Source organism: Collinsella sp. AF28-5AC (genome assembly GCF_003457875.1).
Lineage (GTDB): Bacteria > Actinomycetota > Coriobacteriia > Coriobacteriales > Coriobacteriaceae > Collinsella.
On the sequence record NZ_QRTA01000012.1, the window covers coordinates 40,595 to 63,423 of the forward strand.

Below are 22,829 nucleotides of genomic sequence, written 5' to 3' on the forward strand. Positions count from 1 at the left end.
CGACTTTCATTATTGTCACAGTGCGTCCTATACCCAAGCTGGGCCGGCCGCAAACAGAGGGCTAGATGTTATTGCATTGCGTAGGGCGAAAGCATGGCACGTTGCGAGCAGCTCGCAAACCAAACCGACACGAGCGCAAACATAAATCCGTTGGCAAAACCGTTGGCAAACTGCATCGCGCCGCGCTTCCACCACAGCAGGCTGCGATGCAGTACGCCGTCCGAGAGCACCATGAACAGGCCCATGGCAAACGGAATAAAACACATCACGGCAAAGGCCGAGAACACACCCGAGATGGCCGACAACACCAAAAAAGGCGCCACGATGCCCATCAGGTAAAAACCGGTACGGGCCTTGCCTTCCAGGCGCTCGGCCTCAACATGGGCGCGACCGACCAAATCGCCACCCGAGGCACCGTTGGTGCCGGCGTGACCCATACCGCCAATACGGACCTCGTCGCCATCGTGCGTGCCGGCAGGAAACTCAATTGTCTGCTCGGAGGTCACACGGGTCCGCCCGCTGCCGCCGCAATCGGGGCAGGGGTCGGCGACGACCTTACCGGAACCTCCGCACTCGGGGCAGACCGACTGAAACGTGCCGGCACCGAACAGAAAGGACAGGTCGACGTCGATGTGGCCACGACCGCCGCAGCTCGGACAGGTATGTGCATGCTCGGACGAGACGGAACCCGAGCCTCCGCAGTGACCACAGGTATCGAAGCGCGTATAGCGGACGGTCTTGCGGGCACCGCCCTTGGCCTCCTTGGCGTCGAGCTTAATATCGACGACCACGTTGGCGCCGTTCTCGGGATTATAGGCAGCCTGCCCGCGACGCGGCTGGCCCCAGGCGCCACCAAAGGGAAAGCCGCCCTCAAAGGGATTACCATAGCCTGCGCTGCCGGCGTAGCCGCTGCCATAGGGCGAAGCCGTAGGAGCGCCGGCGAAGGGGTTGCCCGAGCGCATGGCGTCGTAGCGCGCACGCTTCTGCTCGTCCGAAAGCACGGCATAGGCCTCGGAAACCTCTTTGAACTTTTCCTCGGCATCCGGTTCTTTATTGACGTCCGGATGGAGCTTGCGGGCCTTTTGCTGGAAGGCCTTCTGTATATCACGCGAGGTGGCGTCCTTGGAGATACCCAAAATCTCGTAGTAATCTTTTTCGTTCATCGTCGCCATGCGCGGCAACCTCCTGCTCACAGCAGCGTATATATTGCGGTAATTCTACCCGAGCGACCTAGGCTAGACCCCAAAACAGCTCGAACAGCACATTTCCATCGAGCCAGCCCAAGTGGGTGGGCGCTAAACGAGCACGGACGCGACCTGCGATAACGTCTTTCGAGATGACGCGCCCCGCATGTCCTTCAATATAATCGGGCACCCAAGTGGCAAGGCCCAACTCGAGCGCACGGTCACAGGCCGCCGCCAACTCATCTGCAGCGATCACGCTTGCCAAGCGAACCAACAGGTCGGGCCCAATGCCACGCGTCATGCGGCAGGCGAGCATCAGATCCTCGGCCGCAGCCTCGCGCTGCGACAGATACTCGGCATCAAACGCCGTCGCATCATCGTCACGTTGCACCAAGCGCACGCGATACGCATCGCCGCGAGCGGGCACGTCGGGAAACAGCCCGGCCAAGCGATCGAAATCCTCGGCGTCGAGCATACCGGCGGCAGAGCGACCCAAACCCAGATAGCCCCGTCCAGTCCAATAGGCAATGTTGTGGGCGCACTCATGTCCGTCGAGCGCGTAGCTTGCCACCTCATACGGGTGATAACCGGCCGCACCCAGACGCTCACGCGCTGTGTCCATGCACGCAGCCTGAAAATCCTCGTCGGGCTCGAGCGACTCGTCGCGACACGCCATGCGGTAGAGCGGCGTGCCCTCCTCGAGCGTGAGCGGGTACACCGACACATGATGCGGCGCCGCCGCCAAGACGCCATCGAGCGTGCGCTGCCAGCTTACGGCGGTCTGCCCGGGAAGACCGCACATCAGGTCGCAGGACACATCGAGCCCGGCATCCCTGACCATCGTGATGGCAGCGAGCGCCCGATTGGCATCGTGAATGCGGCCAATGGCGGTAAGTTCGGCGTTATCGAGCGTTTGCACGCCCAGAGAGACGCGTGTGACACCAACCTTGGCGAGCGCAGCGGCAAACTCGGCGGTCAACGACTCTGGATTGGCCTCGCAGGTAAACTCAACAGGCTTGCACCACGCAGAGATACGCCGGGCAAGTTCTACCAGACGCTCCCCTGCCAGCGACGGCGTGCCGCCACCAACATAGACGGTGCGGATGCCCTCGAGCGCTCCGGCGTCGCCAAAGGCATCGAGGCGCGCATACAGCTGCTCAAAATAGGCATCGAGCGCAGCGCTCAGGTCGCACGGAGCAAAACGGCGCGAGTCAAAGTCGCAGTACCTACACTTTTGGGCGCAAAACGGCACGTGCACGTACAGCGCGGTAACGGCCACCGTTAGGCCTCCAGCGGATGAGCGGGCACCGACCCGCCAGCGGCAAGTGCGGCCTCGCAGGCCACCACATCGCGCTCGATATCATCGACCAATGCCATGAACTCCTCGTATGTGGAGCAGCGCACCACTTGGGCGCGCCAGGCGGCAGCATGGGGCATGCCCTTTAGATACCAGCTCGCGTACGTGCGGGCACGCGACATAAGCGGCAGCAGCTCGTGCGTGAGCGTCAGGTGCTCGCGCAGGGCATCCAGGCACTCGACCGAGCTACGCACCGGTACCGGCGTGCCATCGAGCGCAAGGGCGCGAGCATCGCCGAACACCCAGGGGTTGCCATAGATACCACGCGCGATGAACACGGCGCTGGCGCCGGAGCTGCGCAGACGCTCCGCCGCATCCTCGGCCGAGAAAACGTCGCCCGAACCGATCACGGGAATCTCGACGGCATCTGCGACCTCATCGACGACCGACCAATCGGCCTGACCCGTATAGAGCTGCGTGGCACAGCGACCATGTACCGCCACCGCAGCTGCCCCTGCACCCTCGAGCATCTGGGCAAACGTCGCGGCATTGCGGTCTTCGGCGTAAAAGCCCTTACGGATCTTTACGGTCACGGGCACATGCGCCACGCCAACCGTCGCCTCGACGATTTTCTCGGCCAGCTCGGGCGTACGCATAAGCGCCGAGCCCTCGCCCTTGGTGACGACCTTGCGAGCCGGGCAGGCCATGTTGATGTCGATCAGCGACAGGCGATCGCCCACACGTTCCTCGACGGCAGCGACGGCGCTCGCAAACTGATCGGGCTTGGAGCCAAAGAGCTGCACGCAGATCTGCTGCTCCTCATCGGCAGGCAGCACCAGGCGCCAGGTCTTATTGCTGGCATAGGCAAGACCTGCGACGCTTACCATCTCGCTGTAGGCAAGGTTGGCACCGCGGCGGCGGCACATGATGCGATAGGCGGGATCGGTCACGCCGGCCATGGGAGCCATAAGGAACGGCTGCTCGGCATAGGCAGCCAGCAGCCGCGTACTGTATTCAGAGAGCGCCATGAACCTACTCGTCCACCTTGAGGATCGCCATAAAGGCCTCCTGCGGGACCTCGACCGAACCGATGGCCTTCATGCGCTTCTTGCCCTCTTTCTGCTTCTCGAGCAGCTTGCGCTTACGCGAAATATCGCCGCCATAGCACTTGGCCAAAACGTCCTTGCGGCGCGCCTTGACGGTGGAGCGGGCGATAATCTTGTTGCCGATGGCACCCTGAATAGGCACCTCGAACAGCTGGCGCGGAATGATTTCCTTGAGCTTGTCGCACAGACCGCGGGCCAGGCCATAGGCCTTGTCCTTGTGCACGATAAACGAAAGCGCATCCACCTCGTCGCCCGAAAGCAGGATATCGAGCTTGACGAGCTCGGAGGGACGATACTCGTTGAACTCATAATCGAGCGAGGCATAGCCCTTGGTGCGGCTCTTGAGCTGGTCAAAGAAGTCCAGGATGAGCTCGGCGAGCGGCATGTCAAAGCGCATCTCGACCGATTTGCTCGTGAGATGGATCATATCGGTCGTAATGCCGCGGTGCTCGATAGCGAGTTGCATGACGGCACCCGTATACTCGGGCGGGCAGATAATTTTGGCCTTGAGGTAAGGCTCCTCGATGCGCTCGATGCGCGTAGCCTCGGGCAGATCCTGCGGGCTGCGGACATCAATCATCTCGCCGTCGGTCTTGTAGACGTGATAGTCCACCGAAGGGCTCGTGGCGATGAGGTCCAGATTGAACTCGCGCTCCAGACGCTCCTTGACGACCTCCATATGCAGCAGGCCCAAGAAGCCCACGCGGAAACCAAAGCCGAGCGCCACCGAGGTCTCGGGTTCCCACACCAACGACGGGTCGTTGACATGCAGCTTATCGAGAGCGTCGCGCAGATTCTCGTAATCCTTGTTGTCGATCGGGAACAGGCCCGTGTAGACCATAGGCTTGGCCTCGCGGTAACCGGGAAGCGGCTCGGGGCAGGGATTCGACGCCCACGTGAGGGTATCGCCCACGTGCACGGCCTCGGGATCCTTCAGACCCGTGACCACATAGCCCACCTCGCCGACCGTCAGTGCGTCGACCGGCGTCTCGGCGGGACGCTTGACGCCCACGCCATCGACCAAAAAGTCGCCCTCGGCCTGCATCATGCGCAGGGTATCGCCCTTTTTGATGGAGCCGTCAAAGACGCGGACCGTGGCAACGACGCCGCGGTATTCATCGAAATACGAGTCCAGGATGAGCGCCTTGAGCGGCGCGTTCGCATCGCCCTTGGGCGGAGAGATCAAAAATACGATGGACTCCAGCAGATCGTGAATGCCCTCGCCAGTCTTGCCCGATACGCATACGGCATCGTCAGCAGGAATCGCCAGGTCGTCCTCGATCTCGGTCTTGACCTCGTCGGGGTGTGCCGACGGCAGGTCGATCTTGTTGATAGCGGGCACGATATCCAGGTTGGCATTCATGGCGAGCGTCGCGTTGGAGACGGTCTGTGCCTCGACGCCCTGCGTGGCGTCGACGACGAGCACCGCACCCTCGCAGGCGGCCAGCGAACGCGAGACCTCGTAGGTAAAGTCAACATGGCCCGGCGTATCGATCAGGTTGAACTGATACGTCTCGCCATCGTCGGCGTCATAGGAAACGCGGACGGCATTGGACTTGATCGTGATGCCGCGCTCGCGCTCGATATCCATGGTGTCAAGCAGCTGCGACTCCATGTCGCGCTCGTCGACGGTATGGGTGAGCTCGAGAATGCGGTCACTGATCGTGGACTTGCCATGGTCGATGTGCGCAACAATCGAGAAGTTGCGGATGTGGGAAATGTCAATTGAAGTATTCATGCGGACTATCTTACCCGAGCGGTACAAAAAATGGAGCCTGTTCCATAAAACAGGCTCCATTTATGCGCGTAATCTGTGTGGTGTGAAATTTACAACTTAGGCGTTGATGCTGTTCACGAGCTTAGCAAGACCGGACTTGCGGTTGGAAGCCTGGTTCTTGTGGATAACATGCTTAGCGGCAGCCATGTCGAGACGCTTGGTGACGGTCTTGAGGGCAGCCTGGGCCTTCTCGGCGTCGCCCTCGGCGACGGCGGACTGGACGTGCTTGGTCAGCGTCTTGAGCTCGGACTTGACAGCCTTGTTACGCATGCGAGCTGCCTCATTGGTGCGGATACGCTTCTTCTGAGACTTGATGTTTGCCACTTCTGGAGTTCCTTTCGAGTTCCTTGCAAAAAATGTATGACACCTCTGAGACACGGTGAGGTCATGCAAGCGCCTACTATAGCACGCTCCCCCTCAAAGGGATAGAACGAATTTGTCAAATAGGCAGGTATCATCACGATTTTCTCAAGATGTTCGTAATCCAGAGCAAAAGCGCGGTCTGAGAATCGGCCGAACCCTTGAGGGCGAGCTCCACATCGACCGCGCCCTCGAGCGCGGCAACGAGCTCTGCCATCGAAAAGCGACGTGCCCAGGTCAGGTGATTCTTGACCTGCCAGGACTGGAGCTTAAGTGTTGCAGCCAGCTCACGACCCTGTCCGCGCGCATCGAGCGCCTTGGCAACGATAAGCTCGCGGATGCGGCCGCACAGCAATGTGTAAGTCCACACGTAGCTCTTGGCGGGCAGTAGATTGAAGAGCTCGAGCGAGCGTCGCATGTCACGGGCCGAGACCGCATTGAGAAAGTCCCAGGGCTGGACTTCGGCCGTGCGCACGATCCAGCGCTCCACATCGGCAAGCTCAATTTGGGGAGCCTCGACCATCTGGGCAAGCTTGGCCAAGTCGTTATCGATCATGCGGGTGTTCTCGCCCGAGCGCGAAACGAGCTCCTCGGCGGCGGCCGTCGAGATGGACTTTCCATGCTGCGTCGCCATCTGCTGCACGCGGCGCGGGAGCTCCCAGCGCTTGGTGCCCGAACAGTCGATCACGGCCTTCTTGTCAATCTTGGCGATCGCCTTGTAGAGGCGCGTGTTCTTGGCGAGTGAATCGGCTATGACAAGGCAAACCGTCGTCGGGCTGGGACTCGCCAGATACTCGACAAGCGGCTCGGAGATCGCTTTGGCGAGTTTTGAGCAGCCGTCAAGGATTACCAGGCGAAACTCACTGCCCATGGGAAAGGTGTTGAGCGATCCGATAATCGACTCGATATCGGGGTCTTTGGTCATATCGCGCTCGTCGAGGTTGAACTCGACCATGCCCGTCTTTTCCAGACGCGCCTTCATACGCGAGACGGCATGGTCGCGTTTGACTCCGTCGGTACCGACGATCAGATATGCCGGCAACAGACCGGTTTCGGACATCGCGCTCCCCTCCCGCAGGCTCTCGTGTTTGTACCGTGCCATTCTAGCCCAGGGGTTGGTCCCGCGCCAACGACAGCATCACGGTCGCTGGCATCGCATGGCAAAACCGGCTGCAGTCGGCGAAACGGTAATGTCTCCTTGTTCGATGGTACATGCGAACGCGCCGCCCGCATCGCGAACGGCATCGATACAGGTATCGGATGGATGACCGTAGCGGTTGCCCTCACCCGCACTCGCAATTGAGAGCTCGGGTTTAAGCGTTTCCAGCAGCTCTGTATCGACGGAAACTTTTGAGCCGTGATGCCCCAGCTTGAGCACATCGATATCGCCCACCTCCTGTACAAACTCGCGCTCCTGATCGAGCTCGGCGTCCCCCGTGAGCAGCATGCGCAATCTCTTGCCTTCTTGGGCATAGGAGAGCAGCAAGACAAGCGAATCCTCATTGCCCTCGCCATCCACGGTGTCAAATGGCCACATCACGCGAGCCCGAAATGCGCCGATATCGACTGTGTCCCCGCAAGCCACCTGCCGATACGTTGCACCCGGGCGATTCAGGACCTCGGCAGGCGCGCTGTCCAGCGCATCGGCCGCGACCGCAATGGTTCCAACCGAAAACTGTTCGAGCACGGCAGGCAAACCACCCCAGTGGTCCTCATCCCAATGCGTCACAAAGACGGCATCGATATGGTGCACGTTGTTGCGAACCAACGCCGCAACCACACGCTCGTCGAGCCCGCAGTCGACGAGAGCTACTGCGCCGCCTTGGCGGATAAGAATCGCATCGGCCTGGCCCACATCGAGCACCGTCACCGAAGGCGGAGCGAATCGATCCCAATAGACGTACGGAATCGCAGCCAAGAGCATCAGGCATGCAAGCCCCACCGCCATAGGACGTGCACGGGGACGCGGCCACCAGACCAGCAGAACCGTCAGAAAACATGGCACTAGGTAAATCCACATGCTATCGGGCGGCACGCTCACGGATGCACCCGGCACGGCGGCAAACAGCTGCTCGAAAAACAGCGCGCAACGGGCGGCAATCATGGGCACAACGAGCGCCCAAGTCCGCAACGGTCCCACGAGCGAAAAGGGAGCCAGCACGATCGACACAGCGAGCAGAACGCTCACCACCGGACCGATGACCGCATTTGCCAACGGAGCAATGAGCGAGAATGTACCGAAGGCAGGAATGGTAATGGGAAGTGTCGCCAGTTGCGAGCACAGCGTGACGGAAAGCACGCTGGCAACGCCCGATGGCACACCTAGCTCACCCAAAGCGTAGGTCGCATAGGGACAAAAGCACAGAATGGCTAAGACGCTGGCGCATGAAAGCTGAAAGCCCATCTCGAACAGCACCGTCGGCCGCAGTAGCACAAAGATGGACATGGTTACGAAGAGTGCCGAAAGGCCGTGCCGACGACGCCCCGCGCCGTTTACGACAAGCGTCACGAACACCATGCAGCACGCGCGCACGGCCGAGGGAGACGCGCCCGTAAAGGCAGCGTAGCCCACAAGCGTTATCGCCAATATCGCCCGCTGAAGACCACGTGAGCACCGAGTCTTTTGCAATACACCCTCGATTACAAACCCCACGATAGCCAAATGGCTGCCCGAGACGGCGATAAGATGCGCCGTTCCCGTCACCGAAAACCAGTCGCCCGCCGGCTGGGCGCGCAGCTCGGCCGAACGACCACAGACGACACCGGCTATGAGCGCACGCGCCGGGTCGGTCGCAGGCGCGATGGACGCAAGCAGCCCATTTCGCAGCCGAAGCAGCGGCCTCGGAGAACCCTCATCGACCGACACAATCCGAACGGCTTTAACCTTGCGTACCTCGCCTCGAAGCACGCGCGATCGTCCATACGCATCGTTCTCAAAACGTGACACGCGACCGATAACACGCACGTGCGCCCCGACCTTGAACTCACGGTCACACGATAGGCGAACCGTTGCCAAGTTCTTACCGTCCGAGCGCGCCTCGCAGGTATAGGAATACACGTCGTCATTTATGGATGGGTCACCCTGCACGACAAACTCGAGACTGCTTGCCGCTCGACCGTCGAGCGCCTTCGAGGCGTTGAGCGCGCCCGCAGCCCACCACGCCGAGACGACCGCTCCCGCCACGAGACCGACGGACGCGGCATACAGCCACCGCTTCCAAGGGGCAAGCCGCGCACAAGATTGAGCCAGCACAACGAATACCGTCGCCGCAACGGGAATGGCCCATAGCAGCCCGACCGCCGGCGCCTGCTCCCTCAGCAGCGCATCAGCGGCCACGTTGAGCACCAAGGCGCAGCTCATGCACATGCCGGCACACAGGGCCATCGTCCACGGCATCAGGGGCCGCGGAGGCATCACATGTTCGCGCTCGGTCGCACTCATACGCAGATGCAATCTTTGATTTTGGCAAGCTTCTTCTCGCCGATTCCCGACACACGCATCAGATCGTCAACCGAGGCAAAAGCACCGTTCTTTGTACGCTCATCGATAATCGACTGTGCCACGGAGGGACCGATGCCCGAGAGCGTCTGCAGCTCTGCCGCGCTTGCCGTATTGATGTTGACTAGGCCCGTTGCGCCACTCACGCCCAATGATGCGGAAGCCCCACCATCAACACCGGCTTCCGCAATGGACGCCTGCTGCTCCCCCACCGTTGGAACGTGAATCTTCTGCCCATCGACGACCTTGGATGCCCGATTGAGCCCCGTAACGTCTGCCTCGGGCGCCAGCCCGCCGGCGGCATCTATCGCCTGAGCCACCCGCGCGCCGTCCTTGACGCGATATACACCGGGCGACACAACGGCACCATCAACATCGACATAAACCTCTGCCGCGGCAGACGCCTTAGACGAAGAGCCTTCGGATGTCTTTCCGCTCGAGGCATCGCCGGATCCCGGCTCCACTAACGAGCCCGAACCATCAGTGCGCTCAAACGACACGCCGCCAGTACCGCCGCCAAGGTTCGCCATCGCCAAGCCGCTCGCCATCGCAATGACGACCAGTATCGCCATCACCACTGCCTTATGACCGAGCAGCTTGTCCGCCAAGCGGTCCATCCGTTTGACCCGTTCGTGTTGTTCGCGCTGCGCCATAGCAAAACCTCCCAACAACATCGTGTCAGGAAAAGAGTCCTGCAACAGCCATTCTCCAAAACCGGTTTTCGCGGTCAAACCAAAAGCCGACCAAAACCTTGCGAAATACTGTCCATTTATTCAGGCACACGTCAGCAAATGAACACTTAGCCGCAAAATGCCCAGATAGCAAAAGACCGACGATGCAGACGCATCGTCGGTCTATGCACAAAATTACTCGTGATCTTGGTAAATCTCACGCGTAGCAAGCTCCGAATGTTTGCGTTTTAAGGTCTTAGGGGCCTTATACGTGTTGCTCTCGAAGTCAATGTACTCGGTCTGCTTGAGCAGGTGCTCGATCATCTCCTCATGATCGAACAACTCCCAGGCCTCATGCACGGCATCGAGTTTAGCGTGCGTCTCGGGACGACGCGGCATAAACAGCGTGCAGCAGTCGGGAGCGGCCTCAGTCGAAATATCGAACGTACCGATCTCCTCGGCACGCGCGATGATCTCCTGCTTGTCCGAACCGATGAGAGGGCGGAACACGGGGATCTTCACGGCCTCGTTGACGGCCATGATGTTCTCAAGCGTTTGGGAGGCAACCTGCCCAAGCGATTCACCCGTAACGATGGCCTTGGCACCCTCGATGTGTGCAATGCGCTCGGCAACCGAATACATAATGCGGCGATACATAATCACGCGCAGGTTGCTGGGACAGGTGACCGAAATCTCACGCTGGCAGTCGCCAAACGGCACCACGTACAGGCGGCCGATCTGGACACCTGGCTCAAGCGCACGGATGATGTCCTGCACCAAATACTCGCTCGTATCGGACGTCTGCGGACGACCGGAGAAATGTACCGGCACGCACACCGCGCCGCGACGCGCGAGCATCCAGGTCGCCACCGGAGAATCGATACCCGACGACAACAGCGTCACGACCTTGCCGGCAGAACCCACCGGCAGACCGCCCACGCCACGCTCGGAGCGCGCATACACGTAGACGCTACCCTGGACCACCAGTACGTGCACCATCGCATCGGGGTCGCGCATTTGAACCTTTTTATCGGGGAAGGCCTCGCACAGTACCTCGCCCACCTGACGATTGATATCAATCGAGGTGAGCTCATAGTCAGTATTGGAGCGCTTGGCGTGCACCTTAAACGAATCGAAAGGACCAAACTCGCGCAGTGCCTTCACGGCGGCGGCGCAGTACTCTTGCGGGTCGCGGTTGGTGTGATACGCCAAAGACACACGAGCAACGCCGGGAACGGTGCGAATGACACGCGCCGCCTCATCGGCCTGATGCTCGTTAAAGGTCACGAGAATATAACCGGAAATTCGAGACACGGCATTCACGGAAAAGGCGGCCAAGGCCGCCTTGATGTTATCCATGAGGATATGCTCAAAATGTGCGCGGTTCTTACCCTTCAGTCCAACCTCGTGATAGTGGACCAGGCAGACGCGAGCCGCCATTTAGGCTTCAGCAACCTTGTGGCCGAGCGCCTTCTCGTAACGGGCCTCGTCGTAAGAGATGTCGCCGTCGACAATCTCGTCCATAGCCATCGAAATGGTATCGGCACCGGAAAGCCCGATGGTGATGTCATCGACATCCTGGACGGCAAGCACGCGGTTGTGCTGGCCACGCAGCATGCTGTTAATGTCGCAGGCGCGCTTGGAGGCAAGCGAAGCGAGCAGGAAGCGGTTGTGATCGGTCTTCTCCAGAAGATCGTCAATGCAAGGCTTTACAACGGACACGGACCTCAGATCCTTTCATGCATATCGAGAACGCGAACGAGCTCATCGGTCGCGCGGTCGAGATCGTCATTAACCACGACGTCGTCGTAGCGGTCGGCAAGGGCAAGCTCATCGGCGGCGTTTGCCATACGCAGCTCAATCGTCTCGGGCGTCTCGGTACCGCGACCGACCAGGCGCTCGCGGAGTACCTCAAGCGAAGGCGGCTTGATAAAGATCAACACGGCCTCGGGGAAACGCTCCTTCACCTGCAGGGCGCCCTGGACATCGATCTCCAAAATCAGAGATGCGCCAGAGGCGAGCTTGGATGTGACCTCGCTCACCAACGTGCCGTAGCAGTTACCGTGGACCTCGGCCCACTCAACAAACTCACCGTTTGCCACGCGGCGGTCGAACTCCTCGCGCGTCAGAAAAAAGTAGTTGACGCCGTCGACCTCACCTTTGCGTGGTGCTCGCGTGGTAGCCGAAACCGTCAGGCCCAGGTTCGAGCGGCGCTCGCGCACACGAGTGACGAGCGTACCCTTCCCTGCGCCTGACGGTCCAGAAATCACAAAGAGCTTGGAATCCTGAGCGCTCACTTATTTGGTCAGCTGCTCGAGGAGCTGCTCGCGCTGACGGACGCCGAGGCCCTGGACGCGACGGGTAGCGGAGATACCAAGCTCCTCCATGATCTTGGCGGCCTTGGCCTTGCCATAACCAGGAAGAGACTCGATGAGGGTGGAAACCTTCATGCGGGAAGCGATGGGGTCATCGGAGTTGAGCACGGACTCGAGGGACTTCTCGCCCTTCTTGATCTGCTCGCGAAGCTCAGCGCGGGCGTGACGTGCGGCAGCAGCCTTCTCAAGAGCCTGCTTACGCTGCTCATCGGTAAGCTGAGGGAGTGCCATTCGTACCTCCAAATAGTTGGGTTATATCTGATTCAATAATTGGCATTTTAGCACGTAGAACGTACAAAATGCCCAATCGCGGCTCCATAGGTTAGACGATACCCGCAAAAAGTGCAATATACTGCGCCCAAAGTTAAGCCCCTGACCTGCGATTCCACACAAAGGATGGGAAAGTTTACGCAGGCACAGGGGCTATTTTGTGCTAATGAGACCCAAAAGTGGTGACTTAGGGGAATCTTTTACGCGATGTTTTCGACCAGCTCGGCGACAATGGCGTCAAAGGCGGCAACCGGATCGTCGGCGCCGGTGATGGGACGGCCCACCACAATGTGGCTTGCGCCACGCTCGATAGCCTGGGAAGGCGTCGCCACGCGGGACTGGTCGCCTAAGGCGGCACCCACCGGACGCACACCCGGAGTCACGATCAGGGCATCAGGACCCAGCAGCTCACGCATGTCGTGAGCCTCCATCGGCGAGCACACGATGCCATCGATGCCGTTGGCCTGAGCGAGCTTTGCCAGGCGGGCGGCCTCCTCGGCCACCGGCGACTCGACGCCAATCTCGCTCAAGGCATCCTGATTCATGCTCGTGAGCACGGTGATGGCGACGAGCTTGGCGCGGTCCTCGCGCGCCTCCTCGGCACCCTCGCGGCAGGCAGCGAGCATGGCGCCCGAACCCAAGCCGTGAACCGAGAGCAGGTCGGCACCGGCAAGCGAGGCCGAACGGGCGGCACCGCGAACCTGATGCGGAATATCATGGAACTTAAGGTCAAGGAAGACCTTAAAGCCCAGGTCCTTAAAGGTCTTGACGATCTCGGGGCCCTCAGCGTAATAGAGCGTCATACCAACCTTAAGCCAGGCGGCATGGCCCGAAAGCTCGTGGGCAAGCTCGAGCGCACGCTCGCGGTCGCAGTCGAGAGCGACGATTACGCGGTCGCGGGCATCGGTCTCTAGCATTCGAAAGCACCTACCAGTTCGTTGATGTCCTTCACGCCTTGGGACTCAGCCCAGGCCTCGAGCTCGTGCGCGATCTTGAGCGAAGCGCACGGATCGACGAAGTTGGCCATGCCGACCGACACGCAGGTGGCGCCGGCCAGGATAAACTCAGCCGCATCCTCGCCGGTCATGACACCGCCGACACCGTTGATGGGGATATCGACGGCCTGGGCAACCTCCCAGACCATGCGCACGGCGATGTGGTGGCACAGCGGGCCCGAAAGGCCGCCCTTGGGCTTGGCCACGCGGGACTTGCGGGTATGGACGTCGATGGCCATGCCCTGGATGGAGTTGATGACTGAAAGGCCGTCGGCGCCGGCAGCCTCGAGGGCCTTGGCGATCTCGGCGACGTTGACCGGAGCCATCTTCACGAACAGCGGCTTATCGGTCACCTTGCGGCAGGCAGCCATAACGGAAGAGGCGCCCTCGGGCGTGGAGCCCATGGCGGCACCGCCGGCGGCGATATTAGGGCAGCTCACGTTGATCTCGTAGCCGGCAGCCCAGGGGCACAGCTCGACATACATCTCGAGTGCGCGGACAAACTCGTCAACGGAGTGGCCGGCAACCTGACAGATGACCTGGCAGCCGTCCTTGGACAGCTGTTCGAGCCACGGACCGGACTCGCGGGCAAAGGCGGCCACGCCGGGGTTCTGAAGGCCCACGGAGTTGATCATACCGCCGGGAATCTCGGCCATGCGGGGCGCGGGATTGCCGGGCCAGGGCTCGGCAGCGCAACCCTTGGTGGTGATGGCACCCAGCTGGGAGACATCAAAGAAGTTCTGGAACTGCCAGCCGTAGCCAAAGGTACCGGCTGCGGTGTTGATGGGGTTTTGCATCTTGACGCCGCCGAAATCGACGGCCATGTTCACGGTACCCACTAGAAGACCACCACCTTGGAAGCATCGAACACGGGGCCGCACATGCAGGCGCCCTTCATACCGTCGACCGTCTCGACATTGCAGGTGTTGCAGGCGCCAAAGCCGCAGCTCATCATGCGCTCGAGCGACACCTCGCAGTACGCGCCGGCCTCGGCGGCAGCGGCGGCGACCTTCTTCATCATGACGGCGGGGCCGCAGCTGGCCACATAGTCGTAGCCGCCCTCGCCGAGCAGCTCGGATGCCGGGTCGGTGCAAAAACCGTGCGTGCCCAGCGTGCCATCATCGGTGCACACGTTAACCGTATCGCACAGCGCGCGGAACTCATCGACGCCCACGGCCTTGGACGCGGTGCCAAAGCCCAGGCACACGTCGACGGCTACACCCTGCTCGGCAAGCTTGTCGGCAAGGCACAGCACGGGCGGAACACCGATGCCACCGGCGACGAGCAGGGCCTTCCTGGTGCCCTCGGGTACCATCCAGCCACGGCCACCGGGGCCCAGCAGGTTAGAGGTGGAGCCAGGGCCCATCTGGGACAAACGACGGGTATCGTCGCCCACGACGGCGTACCACAGCTCGACGGTGCCAGCCTCGGCGTCGGCGCGGTAGTAGCTCAGGGGCACGCGAAGCAGCGAGGACGCATCGCCGGGTACGGCGATGTTCACAAACTGACCGGGCTTGAGCGCACTTGCAAGCTTGGGGGCCGAGATGACGAGCGAGAAGATGCCGTCGGCAATCTCCCGGTTCGAGACGACCTCGAAGTCGTGCATGCGTGCAGTGGAAGGTGTGGGCATAGACGCTCCAATCCCCCATGCGGTTGCATGGTCCAAACGAACAGAAAGCGCGGCACCGCAAGGGCGCCGCGCACAAAAGCGATAAGGCTATGCTAGCAGATGCAGCCGTCGGCAAGCGTCTGCTTACCGCCGACAAACACATCGGTGGCACGACCGGTGAGCGTGCGGCCGGCAAAACCGGAGTTCTCGGCGCGCGACTCGTAACCGTCCTCGCCAACCGTCCAGGTGGCGGACGCGTCGAACACGGTCAGGTCGGCAACGGAGCCCGCCTTGACCTGAACCTGGTCGAGACCCAGGATCTCACGCGGCTTGATGGCCATGAGCTCGACCATGCGGCCCATGCTCATCTTGCCCGTGTTGACCAGCTCGGTGAGTACGAGCGACAGCGAGGTCTCGAGGCCGATCATACCAAAGGGCGCAAGCTCGAACTCACGGGCCTTCTCCCACGGGGTGTGAGGAGCGTGATCGGTGACGATAACGTCGACGGTGCCGTCGATGACGCCCTGACGGATGGCCTCGGCATCCTCCTCGGTGCGCAGCGGCGGATTGACCTTGAGCGAGGTGTTGTAGGTCTCGTCCAAGTCGTTCTCGGTCAGAAACATGTGGTGCGGGGTGGCCTCGCAGGTCACCTGGACGCCAGCGGCCTTACCGGCACGCACGAGCTCGAGACCGTGAGCGGTGGAGATGTGCTGGATGTGCAGCTTGGCACCGGTCAGCTTGGCGATCTCGATGTCGCGGGCGATCTGGAGCTCCTCGCCGGCAGCCGGCCAGCCCTCGAGAGCCAGACGGGTCGAGACCTTGCCCTCGTTGATCTGGCCGTGGCCGACCAGGTCCTCGTCCTGGCAATGGCTCATAAAGACCTTGCCGAACATCTTGCTGTAGTCCATGCAGCGACGGAGCATACCCGCGCCCTGCACGCCGCGACCGTCGTCGGTGAAGGCGACGGCGCCGTGGGCGACCATATCGCCCATCTCGGACATGGCCTCGCCCTTAAGACCGCGGGTCATGGCGCCCGACGGATAGACGCGGCAGTGACCGACCTCGGCAGCGCGGGACTTGACGAACTCCACGACGGTGCCGTTATCGGTGACGGGATCGGTGTTGGGCATGGCGCACACGCCGGTAAAGCCGCCCTTGGCAGCTGCGCGGGTGCCGCTCTCGATGTCCTCTTTGACCTCGTAGCCGGGCTCGCGAAGGTGAACGTGCATATCCACCAGGCCAGGGACGAGGTACTTGCCGGAAAGGTCGCGGACCTCGGCTCCCTCGACGGCGAGATTCTCGCCGACCTCGGCGATCTTGTCGCCGTCAATCAGGACGTCAACGACACCGTCAAGCTCGACGGACGGGTCGACGACGTGGGCATTCTTAAGAAGCAAGGCCATTATCGGCACCTCCAAGCAACAGATACAGGATAGCCATACGCACGCAGATACCGGCGTAGACCTGCTCCAGGATGACGGAGCGTTGCGGGTGGTCGGCCATATAGGAGTCGAACTCGACGCCGCGGTTGATGGGGCCCGGGTGGCAGATGATCGCATCGGGCTTCATGAGCTTCTCGCGGTCCTTGGTCAGACCGAAGAGCTTGTGGTACTCACGAATGGTCGGGAACGGGGCACCCTCGAGGCGCTCCTGCTGCACGCGCAGCATGTAGACGACGTCCAGCTCGGGCAGGACGGAATCGAGGTCGCTCGTCACGTGGTCGCAGCCCAGGACCTCGGGCGCCGGCGGCAACAGCGTGCCGGGGGCGACGGCGTAGGTCTCGCAGCCCATGATCTTAAGGGCGGGAATCAGCGAGCCGCAGACACGGGAGTGCGCGATATCGCCGACGACAGCGACCTTCAGACCGTGGAAGTCACCCTTGTGCTCCCAGATGGTGTACAGGTCGAGCAGGGCCTGCGTGGGATGGTTGTGCTTGCCGTCGCCGGCGCAGATGACGCTCGCGGGCGAGTTCTGCGTGACGATGTAGGGAGCACCGGCGTGCTTATCGCGCACGACGATGCAGTCGATCTTATAGGCGTTGAGGGTCTCGACGGTGTCGACGAGGCTCTCGCCCTTGACCGTGGAGGTCGAGGAGCCGCCAAAGTTGAGGCTGTCGGCCGAAAGACGCTTCTCGGCGAGCTCGAAGGAGCTACGGGTGCGCGTCGAGGGCTCGTTGAACATGTTGACGATGGTCTTACCCTTGAGCGTGGGGACCTTCTTGATCGCACGCTCGTTGACCTCAGAGAACGCCTTGGCGGTCTCGAGGATGAGCTTGATGTCCTCTTCGGAGTACTCGGTAATGTCGATCAGGTGCTTATGGTTGAACGCCACGGTACTACTCACCTCCCAGCGGCGCGGAGCCCACGTGGGAACCCGGCGCGACGTCGTTAATCTCGACGGCGGTGTGGCCGTCGACTTCCTTCATATATAGGTGCACGTTCTCCTCATGCGACGAGGGAACGTTCTTGCCGACAAAGTCCGGCGAGATGGGGAGCTCGCGGTGACCGCGGTCAACGAGAACTGCCAGCTCAATACGGCTCGGACGGCCCAGGTCCATGACGGCGTCCAGAGCAGCGCGGATGGTACGACCCGTGTACAGGATGTCGTCCACCAGCACGACGCGCTTGCCGTCGACGCTAAAGGGAATGTTGGTGGCGTGGATCGCGGGAGCGAAATTGGTCGCATAGTCATCGCGGTAGAAGCTGATGTCCAGGCTGCCGAGCGGAACTTCGACGCCCTCGATCTCCTTGATCTCCTCGGCGAGCTTCTTTGCCAGAAGGTCGCCGCGCGTGACGATGCCGACCAGAGCGAGGTCTTCACAGCCCTCGTTGCGCTCGAGAATCTCGTGCGCGATGCGGGTCATCGCTCGATTGACGGCGGTCTCGTCCATGATGACCGCCTTGGGGGAAGTCGTGCCCATCGATCTCCTTCCTCACATGTCTTGACTGCTGACACAGTCAAAAAAATAGATGCCCGACCGCTTAAAGCGGACCAGACACCCACAGGAAAGGCTGCTCGCATGGCAGCTATGTAATTCCATGTGGGTATCTCGTACCCCTTTAATGGTCAAGGGATAGTGTAGCCAACCTCGAGCTTAATTGCGAGCATAAATACAGAGCAATCCGTAAACGGAGCCCAATGCTCCATAAACCTATATATATTTGTGGGACGAGCTTGAAAACGCACGCACGAGCTGGCATAATCCCCTCTGCTGCACGCAAATCGGATCTACGTCCAGGGCCGTGGCGTGGGCACTATCGCCAAAAGAGGAATATCTCTGTGTAGATTGCGCACAGGGAGCGACTTCTGTGCTATAGTTCAGGCTTGTTTGTTAACGCGACATGTTCGTTTGTCGCCCAAGGAGGGTCAGTTATGTCCAAAGTTTGCGAAGTTTGCGGTAAGCACCCCGTTGCCGGTCGCTCCATCAGCCACTCTCACCGCGTCACCAACCGTAAGTTCCGCCCCAACATCCAGCGCGTCTACGTTGTCGTCGATGGTCACCGTCGCAAGATGAACGTTTGCTCCACCTGCCTCAAGTCTGGCAAGGTTGCGCGCTCCTAAATAAGGTCTTACCAACAAGTACCTCGGACTCTCCGGGTCAAAGACCTCGCGTTCATATAGAACTTACCAAAGGCGTCCTCCCCTACGGAGGGCGCCTTTTTGCACTCATTGGGGACAGACTTACATGAGTGTTTGCAGATGTCAAAGGGATCGTAACCCAGCTGGTATGCCCTGTAGCTTGACCAGCGGTACGCCTCGATTGAGCCAAGCGCACCTTTCACGAGATTGAGACGAATATAGTCGAGCAGCTGCACCGCCTGCGTGTCTGACTCAACCGCGACCCGCGAATAGCAATTGTCAAGAAGATGCCCCGTTCTTCCCGTTTTCCGATTGAAATTCTCATGTAAGTCTGTCCCCAATGAGCGGGGCGATGCAGCAGGCAGATAGTTTTAGTTAAAGCGTTTCAGTTTATTGAAGCGTTTTAGTGTGCCTTTTACGGGAATCTTACCGTTCGCCGAATAATTTCTTGCTATCATGCAAGGCGTAGGGTAAATCTCCGATCGCAAGGAGACACAAATGGTGAAAAAGTCACCGGAAAACACTACTCCCGCAATTGTGGACAACGTAGAGGCGCTTGAGGCTAAACTCGCTCAGATGCGAGAGGCCCAGGCGCTTTTTGCTACGTACACGCAGGAGCAGGTCGACAAGATCTTCTATGAGGCCGCCATGGCCGCCAACAAGGCTCGTATCCCGTTGGCGAAGATGGCCATCGAGGAGACCGGCCGCGGCGTTCTTGAGGACAAGGTCATCAAGAACCACTACGCCGCAGAGTACATCTACAACGCTTACAAGAACACCAAGACCTGTGGTGTCCTGGAGCGCGACGAGGCTTACGGCATCACCAAGATCGCCGAGCCCGTCGGCATCGTGGGCGCCGTCATCCCGACGACCAACCCCACCTCCACCGCGATCTTCAAGACGCTGATCTGCCTGAAGACCCGCAACGCCATCATCATCTCCCCGCACCCGGCTGCCGCCAAGTGCACCATCGCCGCCGCCAAGCTCGTGCTTGACGCCGCCGTCAAGGCCGGCGCCCCCGAGGGCATCATCGGCTGGGTCGATGTCCCCTCCATCGAGCTGACCAACATGGTCATGCGCGACGTCGACATCATCCTCGCCACCGGTGGCCCGGGCATGGTCAAGGCCGCTTACTCCTCGGGCAAGCCCGCCCTGGGCGTTGGCGCCGGTAACACCCCGGTCGTCATCGACGACACCGCCGACGTGCTGCTCGCCGTCAACTCCATCATCCACTCCAAGACCTTCGACAACGGCATGATCTGCGCCTCCGAGCAGTCCGTGACCGTCATCGACACCATCTATGACCAGGTCAAGGCCGAGTTCCAGAAGCGCGGCTGCTACTTCGTCAAGCAGGGTGCCGAGATGGAGGCCCTGCGTGCCGCCATGTTCAAGAACGGCGCTCTCGATCACCGCATCCCCGGCATGGCCGCTGCCAAGATCGCCGAGCTCGCCGGCATCGAGGTTCCCGCCAAGACCAAGATCCTGATCGCCGAGGTCACCTCCACCGACCCCGCCAAGGAGGAGTTCTCCCACGAGAAGCTCTCCCCGGTCCTGGCCATGTACCACGCCAAGGACTTCCAGGAGGCCGTCGACAAGGCCGAGCACCTGGTGCTTGCCGGTGGCCCGGGCCACACCGCCTCTCTGTACGTGCACCCCGCCCAGGCCGAGAAGATCAGCCTGTTCGAGCACGTCATGAAGGCCTGCCGTATCGTCATCAACACCCCGTCCTCGCACGGCGGCATCGGTGACCTGTACAACTTTGGCATGAAGCCGTCTCTGACCCTGGGCTGCGGCTCCTGGGGCGGCAACTCCGTCTCCGAGAACGTTGGGGTGAAGCACTTGATCAACGTTAAGACTGTGGCCGAGCGCCGTGAGAATATGCTGTGGTTCCGCGCTCCCGAGAAGGTCTACTTCAAGAAGGGTTCCACGCCCGTCGCCCTCGACGAGCTGGGCAACGTCATGGGCAAGAAGCGCGCCTTCATCGTCACCGACCAGTTCCTCTTCAAGAATGGCAACACCCGCGCCATCGAGGCCAAGCTCGACGAGATGGGCATCGCCCACGACTGCTTCTACGACGTCGAGCCCGATCCGTCGCTGCAGTGCGCACGTCGCGGCGCCAAGCAGATGGCTCTCTTTGAGCCGGACGTCATCATCGCCGTCGGCGGTGGCTCCGCTATGGACGCCGGCAAGATCATGTGGATGATGTACGAGCACCCCGAGTGCAAGTTTGAGGACATGGCCATGGACTTCATGGACATCCGCAAGCGTATCTTCACCTTCCCCGAGATGGGCAAGAAGGCCTACTTCGTCGCCGTCCCGACCTCTTCGGGTACCGGCTCCGAGTGCACGCCGTTCGCCATCATCACCGACAAGGAGACCGGCATCAAGTGGCCGCTCGCCGACTACGCGCTGCTCCCCAACATGGCTATCGTCGACGCCGACAACTGCATGACCGCCCCGCGCGGCCTGACCGCTGCCTCCGGCATCGACGTCATGACCCACGCCATCGAGTCCTACGTCTCCATCATGGCTTCCGACTACACCAAGGGCCTCTCCGAGCGCGCTGCCAAGCTCGTCTTCGAGAACCTGCCCTCCAGCTTCACGAACGGCGCCAAGGATCCGCACGCCCGCGAGGAGATGCACAACGCCTCCTGCATGGCCGGTATGGCCTTCGCCAACGCCTTCCTGGGCCTCAACCACTCCATGGCCCACAAGCTCGGCGCTTTCCATCACCTGCCCCACGGCCTCGCAAACGCTGTCATCCTGACCCGCGTCATGCGCTACAACGCCGCCGAGGCACCCGTCAAGATGGGTACCTTCTCCCAGTATCCTTACCCCAACGCGCTGCACAACTACGCCGAGATGGCCAAGTACTGCGGCATCGAGGGCAAGGACGACAAGGAGGTCTTCGAGAACTTCATCACGAAGCTCGAGGAGCTCAAGGACTTCATCGGCGTCAAGAAGACCATCGCCGACTACGGTGTTGACGAGCAGTACTTCCTCGACACCCTCGACGAAATGACCGAGCAGGCATTCAACGACCAGTGCACCGGCGCCAACCCGCGCTACCCGCTCATGAGCGAGATCAAGGAGCTCTACCTGGACGCCTACTACGGCCGCGAGCCCCAGGATTACGCCGTCTGCTAGTTTTAGCACGGTTTTTAACGGCGGGGGTGCACGGGTGTTTCACACACCCCCGCCGTCGCTTCTATCGCATCGTTGAAAGGATGCAACCATGCTGCTACCCGATTCCAAGACCGAGCTCGTCCGCCGTGGCAACAAGGTCGTTTACGACCTGGGCGACAAGATTGTCAAGGTCTTTAACGAGACCAAGCCTGTCTCCGACGTGTTCAACGAGGCTTTGAATCTTGCCCGCATCAATGAGTGCGGCATCCGCAGCCCCAAGGCGCTCGAGGTTTCCCAGCTCGAGAACGCCAACGGCTGGGCGCTCGTGACCGAGAAGGTTCCGGGCACCACCCTTGCCGAGAAGATGACTGCCGAGCCCCAGCGCTTTGGTGAGTACCTCGAGATGTTCGTCGACCTCCAGATCGAGATCCACGGCTACACCTCCCCGCTGCTCAACCGTCAGCGCGACAAGTACGCCCGCATGATCGACAGCCTTGATCAGCTCAATGCCACCACGCGCTACAACCTTCAGGAGCGTCTGGACGGCATGACCAAGGAGTTCAAGGTCTGCCACGGCGACTTCAACCCCTCCAACGTCATCGTCGGCGACGACGGTCAGCTCTATGTGTGCGACTGGGCACACGCTACCCAGGGCTCCCCTGCTGCCGACGTTGCCACCACCTACCTGCTCTTTGCCCTCAACAGCAAGGATCAGGCCGAGGCCTACCTGGAGCTCTACTGCGACCGCGCCGACATGCCCATGCAGGTCGTGCGTCAGTGGACGAGCATCGTCGCCGCTTCCGAGCTCGCTCGCAAGCGCAACGTGAACGATGAGTTCCTGAAGAACTGGATCGACGTCGTCGATTATCAGTAATATCTGAGCGATTCATTTCGCATCGGAGGCACAAAGGAAAACCCCGCAGTTCAGAATGAACTGCCTCCCATTTCTTGGACACAAGAAATGGGAGGCTTTTTTATGGC

21 protein-coding genes are annotated in these 22,829 nt (G+C 60.8%); 3 read left to right on the forward strand and 18 right to left on the reverse strand.

Features of this window, described 5'->3' with window-relative positions; genetic code table 11:
• Nucleotides 1-68 precede the first annotated feature (68 nt).
• The 18 genes from DWZ01_RS08195 to pyrR form a co-directional block, all read right to left on the reverse strand.
• Nucleotides 69-1,172: a DnaJ domain-containing protein gene (locus tag DWZ01_RS08195; protein ID WP_199412422.1), complete on the reverse strand. Its 1,104-nt coding sequence runs from the start codon at nucleotides 1,170-1,172 to the stop codon at nucleotides 69-71.
• Nucleotides 1,173-1,230: 58 nt separating this feature from the next.
• The gene (hemW, locus tag DWZ01_RS08200) at nucleotides 1,231-2,463 is read right to left on the reverse strand and encodes a radical SAM family heme chaperone HemW (protein WP_117848625.1); all 1,233 of its coding nucleotides are present in this window, start codon (nucleotides 2,461-2,463) and stop codon (nucleotides 1,231-1,233) included.
• A gap of 2 nt (nucleotides 2,464-2,465) precedes the next feature.
• A complete protein-coding gene (dusB, locus tag DWZ01_RS08205; protein WP_117848627.1) occupies nucleotides 2,466-3,509 on the reverse strand; it encodes a tRNA dihydrouridine synthase DusB in 1,044 nt (347 codons plus the stop codon).
• A 4-nt stretch (nucleotides 3,510-3,513) separates the two neighbouring features.
• On the reverse strand, nucleotides 3,514-5,325 hold the full coding sequence (gene lepA, locus DWZ01_RS08210) for a translation elongation factor 4 (protein ID WP_117848629.1): 1,812 nt from the start codon (nucleotides 5,323-5,325) through the stop codon (nucleotides 3,514-3,516).
• Nucleotides 5,326-5,421: 96 nt separating this feature from the next.
• Entirely contained in the window at nucleotides 5,422-5,688 is a 267-nt protein-coding gene (rpsT, locus tag DWZ01_RS08215; RefSeq protein WP_022094714.1) for a 30S ribosomal protein S20, read from the reverse strand.
• A gap of 133 nt (nucleotides 5,689-5,821) precedes the next feature.
• Entirely contained in the window at nucleotides 5,822-6,784 is a 963-nt protein-coding gene (gene holA / locus DWZ01_RS08220; protein WP_117848631.1) for a DNA polymerase III subunit delta, read from the reverse strand.
• A 78-nt stretch (nucleotides 6,785-6,862) separates the two neighbouring features.
• Nucleotides 6,863-9,166 (reverse strand): DNA internalization-related competence protein ComEC/Rec2, encoded by a 2,304-nt coding sequence (locus DWZ01_RS08225; protein ID WP_117848633.1) that lies wholly within the window; start codon nucleotides 9,164-9,166, stop codon nucleotides 6,863-6,865.
• Nucleotides 9,163-9,876 (reverse strand): helix-hairpin-helix domain-containing protein, encoded by a 714-nt coding sequence (locus DWZ01_RS08230; protein WP_117770352.1) that lies wholly within the window; start codon nucleotides 9,874-9,876, stop codon nucleotides 9,163-9,165. Before DWZ01_RS08230 ends, DWZ01_RS08225 begins: the two co-directional genes overlap by 4 nt.
• A gap of 213 nt (nucleotides 9,877-10,089) precedes the next feature.
• Complete coding sequence (thiI, locus tag DWZ01_RS08235; protein ID WP_117770323.1) at nucleotides 10,090-11,334, reverse strand: tRNA uracil 4-sulfurtransferase ThiI; 1,245 nt, start codon at nucleotides 11,332-11,334, stop codon at nucleotides 10,090-10,092.
• A complete protein-coding gene (locus DWZ01_RS08240) occupies nucleotides 11,335-11,616 on the reverse strand; it encodes a DNA-directed RNA polymerase subunit omega (protein WP_035138532.1) in 282 nt (93 codons plus the stop codon). It lies immediately after the preceding gene.
• A 5-nt stretch (nucleotides 11,617-11,621) separates the two neighbouring features.
• Nucleotides 11,622-12,191 (reverse strand): guanylate kinase, encoded by a 570-nt coding sequence (gene gmk, locus DWZ01_RS08245; RefSeq protein WP_006236131.1) that lies wholly within the window; start codon nucleotides 12,189-12,191, stop codon nucleotides 11,622-11,624.
• Nucleotides 12,192-12,500 (reverse strand): integration host factor, actinobacterial type, encoded by a 309-nt coding sequence (gene mihF / locus DWZ01_RS08250; protein ID WP_006236130.1) that lies wholly within the window; start codon nucleotides 12,498-12,500, stop codon nucleotides 12,192-12,194.
• A 239-nt stretch (nucleotides 12,501-12,739) separates the two neighbouring features.
• Nucleotides 12,740-13,456 (reverse strand): orotidine-5'-phosphate decarboxylase, encoded by a 717-nt coding sequence (pyrF, locus tag DWZ01_RS08255; RefSeq protein ID WP_117770322.1) that lies wholly within the window; start codon nucleotides 13,454-13,456, stop codon nucleotides 12,740-12,742.
• Nucleotides 13,450-14,358, reverse strand: coding sequence for a dihydroorotate dehydrogenase (locus DWZ01_RS08260; RefSeq protein ID WP_006236128.1), 909 nt, complete (start codon nucleotides 14,356-14,358; stop codon nucleotides 13,450-13,452). The genes pyrF and DWZ01_RS08260 overlap by 7 nt, the downstream gene beginning before the upstream one ends.
• A 14-nt stretch (nucleotides 14,359-14,372) precedes the next feature.
• The gene (locus tag DWZ01_RS08265) at nucleotides 14,373-15,140 is read right to left on the reverse strand and encodes a dihydroorotate dehydrogenase electron transfer subunit (protein WP_117770351.1); all 768 of its coding nucleotides are present in this window, start codon (nucleotides 15,138-15,140) and stop codon (nucleotides 14,373-14,375) included.
• 116 nt (nucleotides 15,141-15,256) lie between these two features.
• A complete protein-coding gene (locus tag DWZ01_RS08270) occupies nucleotides 15,257-16,546 on the reverse strand; it encodes a dihydroorotase (protein WP_117848635.1) in 1,290 nt (429 codons plus the stop codon).
• Entirely contained in the window at nucleotides 16,530-17,474 is a 945-nt protein-coding gene (locus tag DWZ01_RS08275; protein WP_035138537.1) for an aspartate carbamoyltransferase catalytic subunit, read from the reverse strand. The genes DWZ01_RS08270 and DWZ01_RS08275 overlap by 17 nt, the downstream gene beginning before the upstream one ends.
• A 4-nt stretch (nucleotides 17,475-17,478) precedes the next feature.
• Nucleotides 17,479-18,063 carry a bifunctional pyr operon transcriptional regulator/uracil phosphoribosyltransferase PyrR gene (gene pyrR, locus DWZ01_RS08280; RefSeq protein WP_117770320.1) on the reverse strand — a complete coding sequence of 195 codons (585 nt, stop codon included), beginning with the start codon at nucleotides 18,061-18,063 and terminating at the stop codon, nucleotides 17,479-17,481.
• Between the two features lie 452 nt (nucleotides 18,064-18,515).
• On the opposite strand from pyrR, the gene rpmB reads away from it, so the two are divergent.
• The 3 genes from rpmB (at nucleotide 18,516) to DWZ01_RS08295 (ending at nucleotide 22,722) form a co-directional block, all read left to right on the forward strand.
• A complete protein-coding gene (gene rpmB, locus DWZ01_RS08285) occupies nucleotides 18,516-18,704 on the forward strand; it encodes a 50S ribosomal protein L28 (protein ID WP_022094725.1) in 189 nt (62 codons plus the stop codon).
• A 516-nt stretch (nucleotides 18,705-19,220) separates the two neighbouring features.
• The gene (gene adhE, locus DWZ01_RS08290) at nucleotides 19,221-21,869 is read left to right on the forward strand and encodes a bifunctional acetaldehyde-CoA/alcohol dehydrogenase (protein WP_117848637.1); all 2,649 of its coding nucleotides are present in this window, start codon (nucleotides 19,221-19,223) and stop codon (nucleotides 21,867-21,869) included.
• 88 nt (nucleotides 21,870-21,957) lie between these two features.
• Nucleotides 21,958-22,722, forward strand: coding sequence for an aminoglycoside phosphotransferase family protein (locus DWZ01_RS08295; RefSeq protein ID WP_035138543.1), 765 nt, complete (start codon nucleotides 21,958-21,960; stop codon nucleotides 22,720-22,722).
• The last annotated feature ends 107 nt before the right edge of the window (nucleotides 22,723-22,829 follow it).

Bases quoted from the DNA above. Each gene is read 5' to 3' on its own strand.
- rpmB (WP_022094725.1), top strand. From the start codon at position 18,516: ATGTCCAAAGTTTGCGAAGTTTGCGGTAAGCACCCCGTTGCCGGTCGC.
- dusB (WP_117848627.1), bottom strand. From the start codon at position 3,509: ATGGCGCTCTCTGAATACAGTACGCGGCTGCTGGCTGCCTATGCCGAG.
- thiI (WP_117770323.1), bottom strand. From the start codon at position 11,334: ATGGCGGCTCGCGTCTGCCTGGTCCACTATCACGAGGTTGGACTGAAG.
- DWZ01_RS08260 (WP_006236128.1), bottom strand. From the start codon at position 14,358: ATGGCCGTCGATTTCGGCGGCGTCAAGATGCAAAACCCCATCAACACC.
- pyrF (WP_117770322.1), bottom strand. From the start codon at position 13,456: ATGCTAGAGACCGATGCCCGCGACCGCGTAATCGTCGCTCTCGACTGC.
- adhE (WP_117848637.1), top strand. From the start codon at position 19,221: ATGGTGAAAAAGTCACCGGAAAACACTACTCCCGCAATTGTGGACAAC.
- DWZ01_RS08195 (WP_199412422.1), bottom strand. From the start codon at position 1,172: ATGGCGACGATGAACGAAAAAGATTACTACGAGATTTTGGGTATCTCC.
- pyrR (WP_117770320.1), bottom strand. From the start codon at position 18,063: ATGGGCACGACTTCCCCCAAGGCGGTCATCATGGACGAGACCGCCGTC.
- DWZ01_RS08265 (WP_117770351.1), bottom strand. From the start codon at position 15,140: ATGCACGACTTCGAGGTCGTCTCGAACCGGGAGATTGCCGACGGCATC.
- DWZ01_RS08230 (WP_117770352.1), bottom strand. From the start codon at position 9,876: ATGGCGCAGCGCGAACAACACGAACGGGTCAAACGGATGGACCGCTTG.
- holA (WP_117848631.1), bottom strand. From the start codon at position 6,784: ATGTCCGAAACCGGTCTGTTGCCGGCATATCTGATCGTCGGTACCGAC.
- mihF (WP_006236130.1), bottom strand. From the start codon at position 12,500: ATGGCACTCCCTCAGCTTACCGATGAGCAGCGTAAGCAGGCTCTTGAG.
- lepA (WP_117848629.1), bottom strand. From the start codon at position 5,325: ATGAATACTTCAATTGACATTTCCCACATCCGCAACTTCTCGATTGTT.
- DWZ01_RS08225 (WP_117848633.1), bottom strand. From the start codon at position 9,166: ATGAGTGCGACCGAGCGCGAACATGTGATGCCTCCGCGGCCCCTGATG.
- DWZ01_RS08295 (WP_035138543.1), top strand. From the start codon at position 21,958: ATGCTGCTACCCGATTCCAAGACCGAGCTCGTCCGCCGTGGCAACAAG.
- DWZ01_RS08270 (WP_117848635.1), bottom strand. From the start codon at position 16,546: ATGGCCTTGCTTCTTAAGAATGCCCACGTCGTCGACCCGTCCGTCGAG.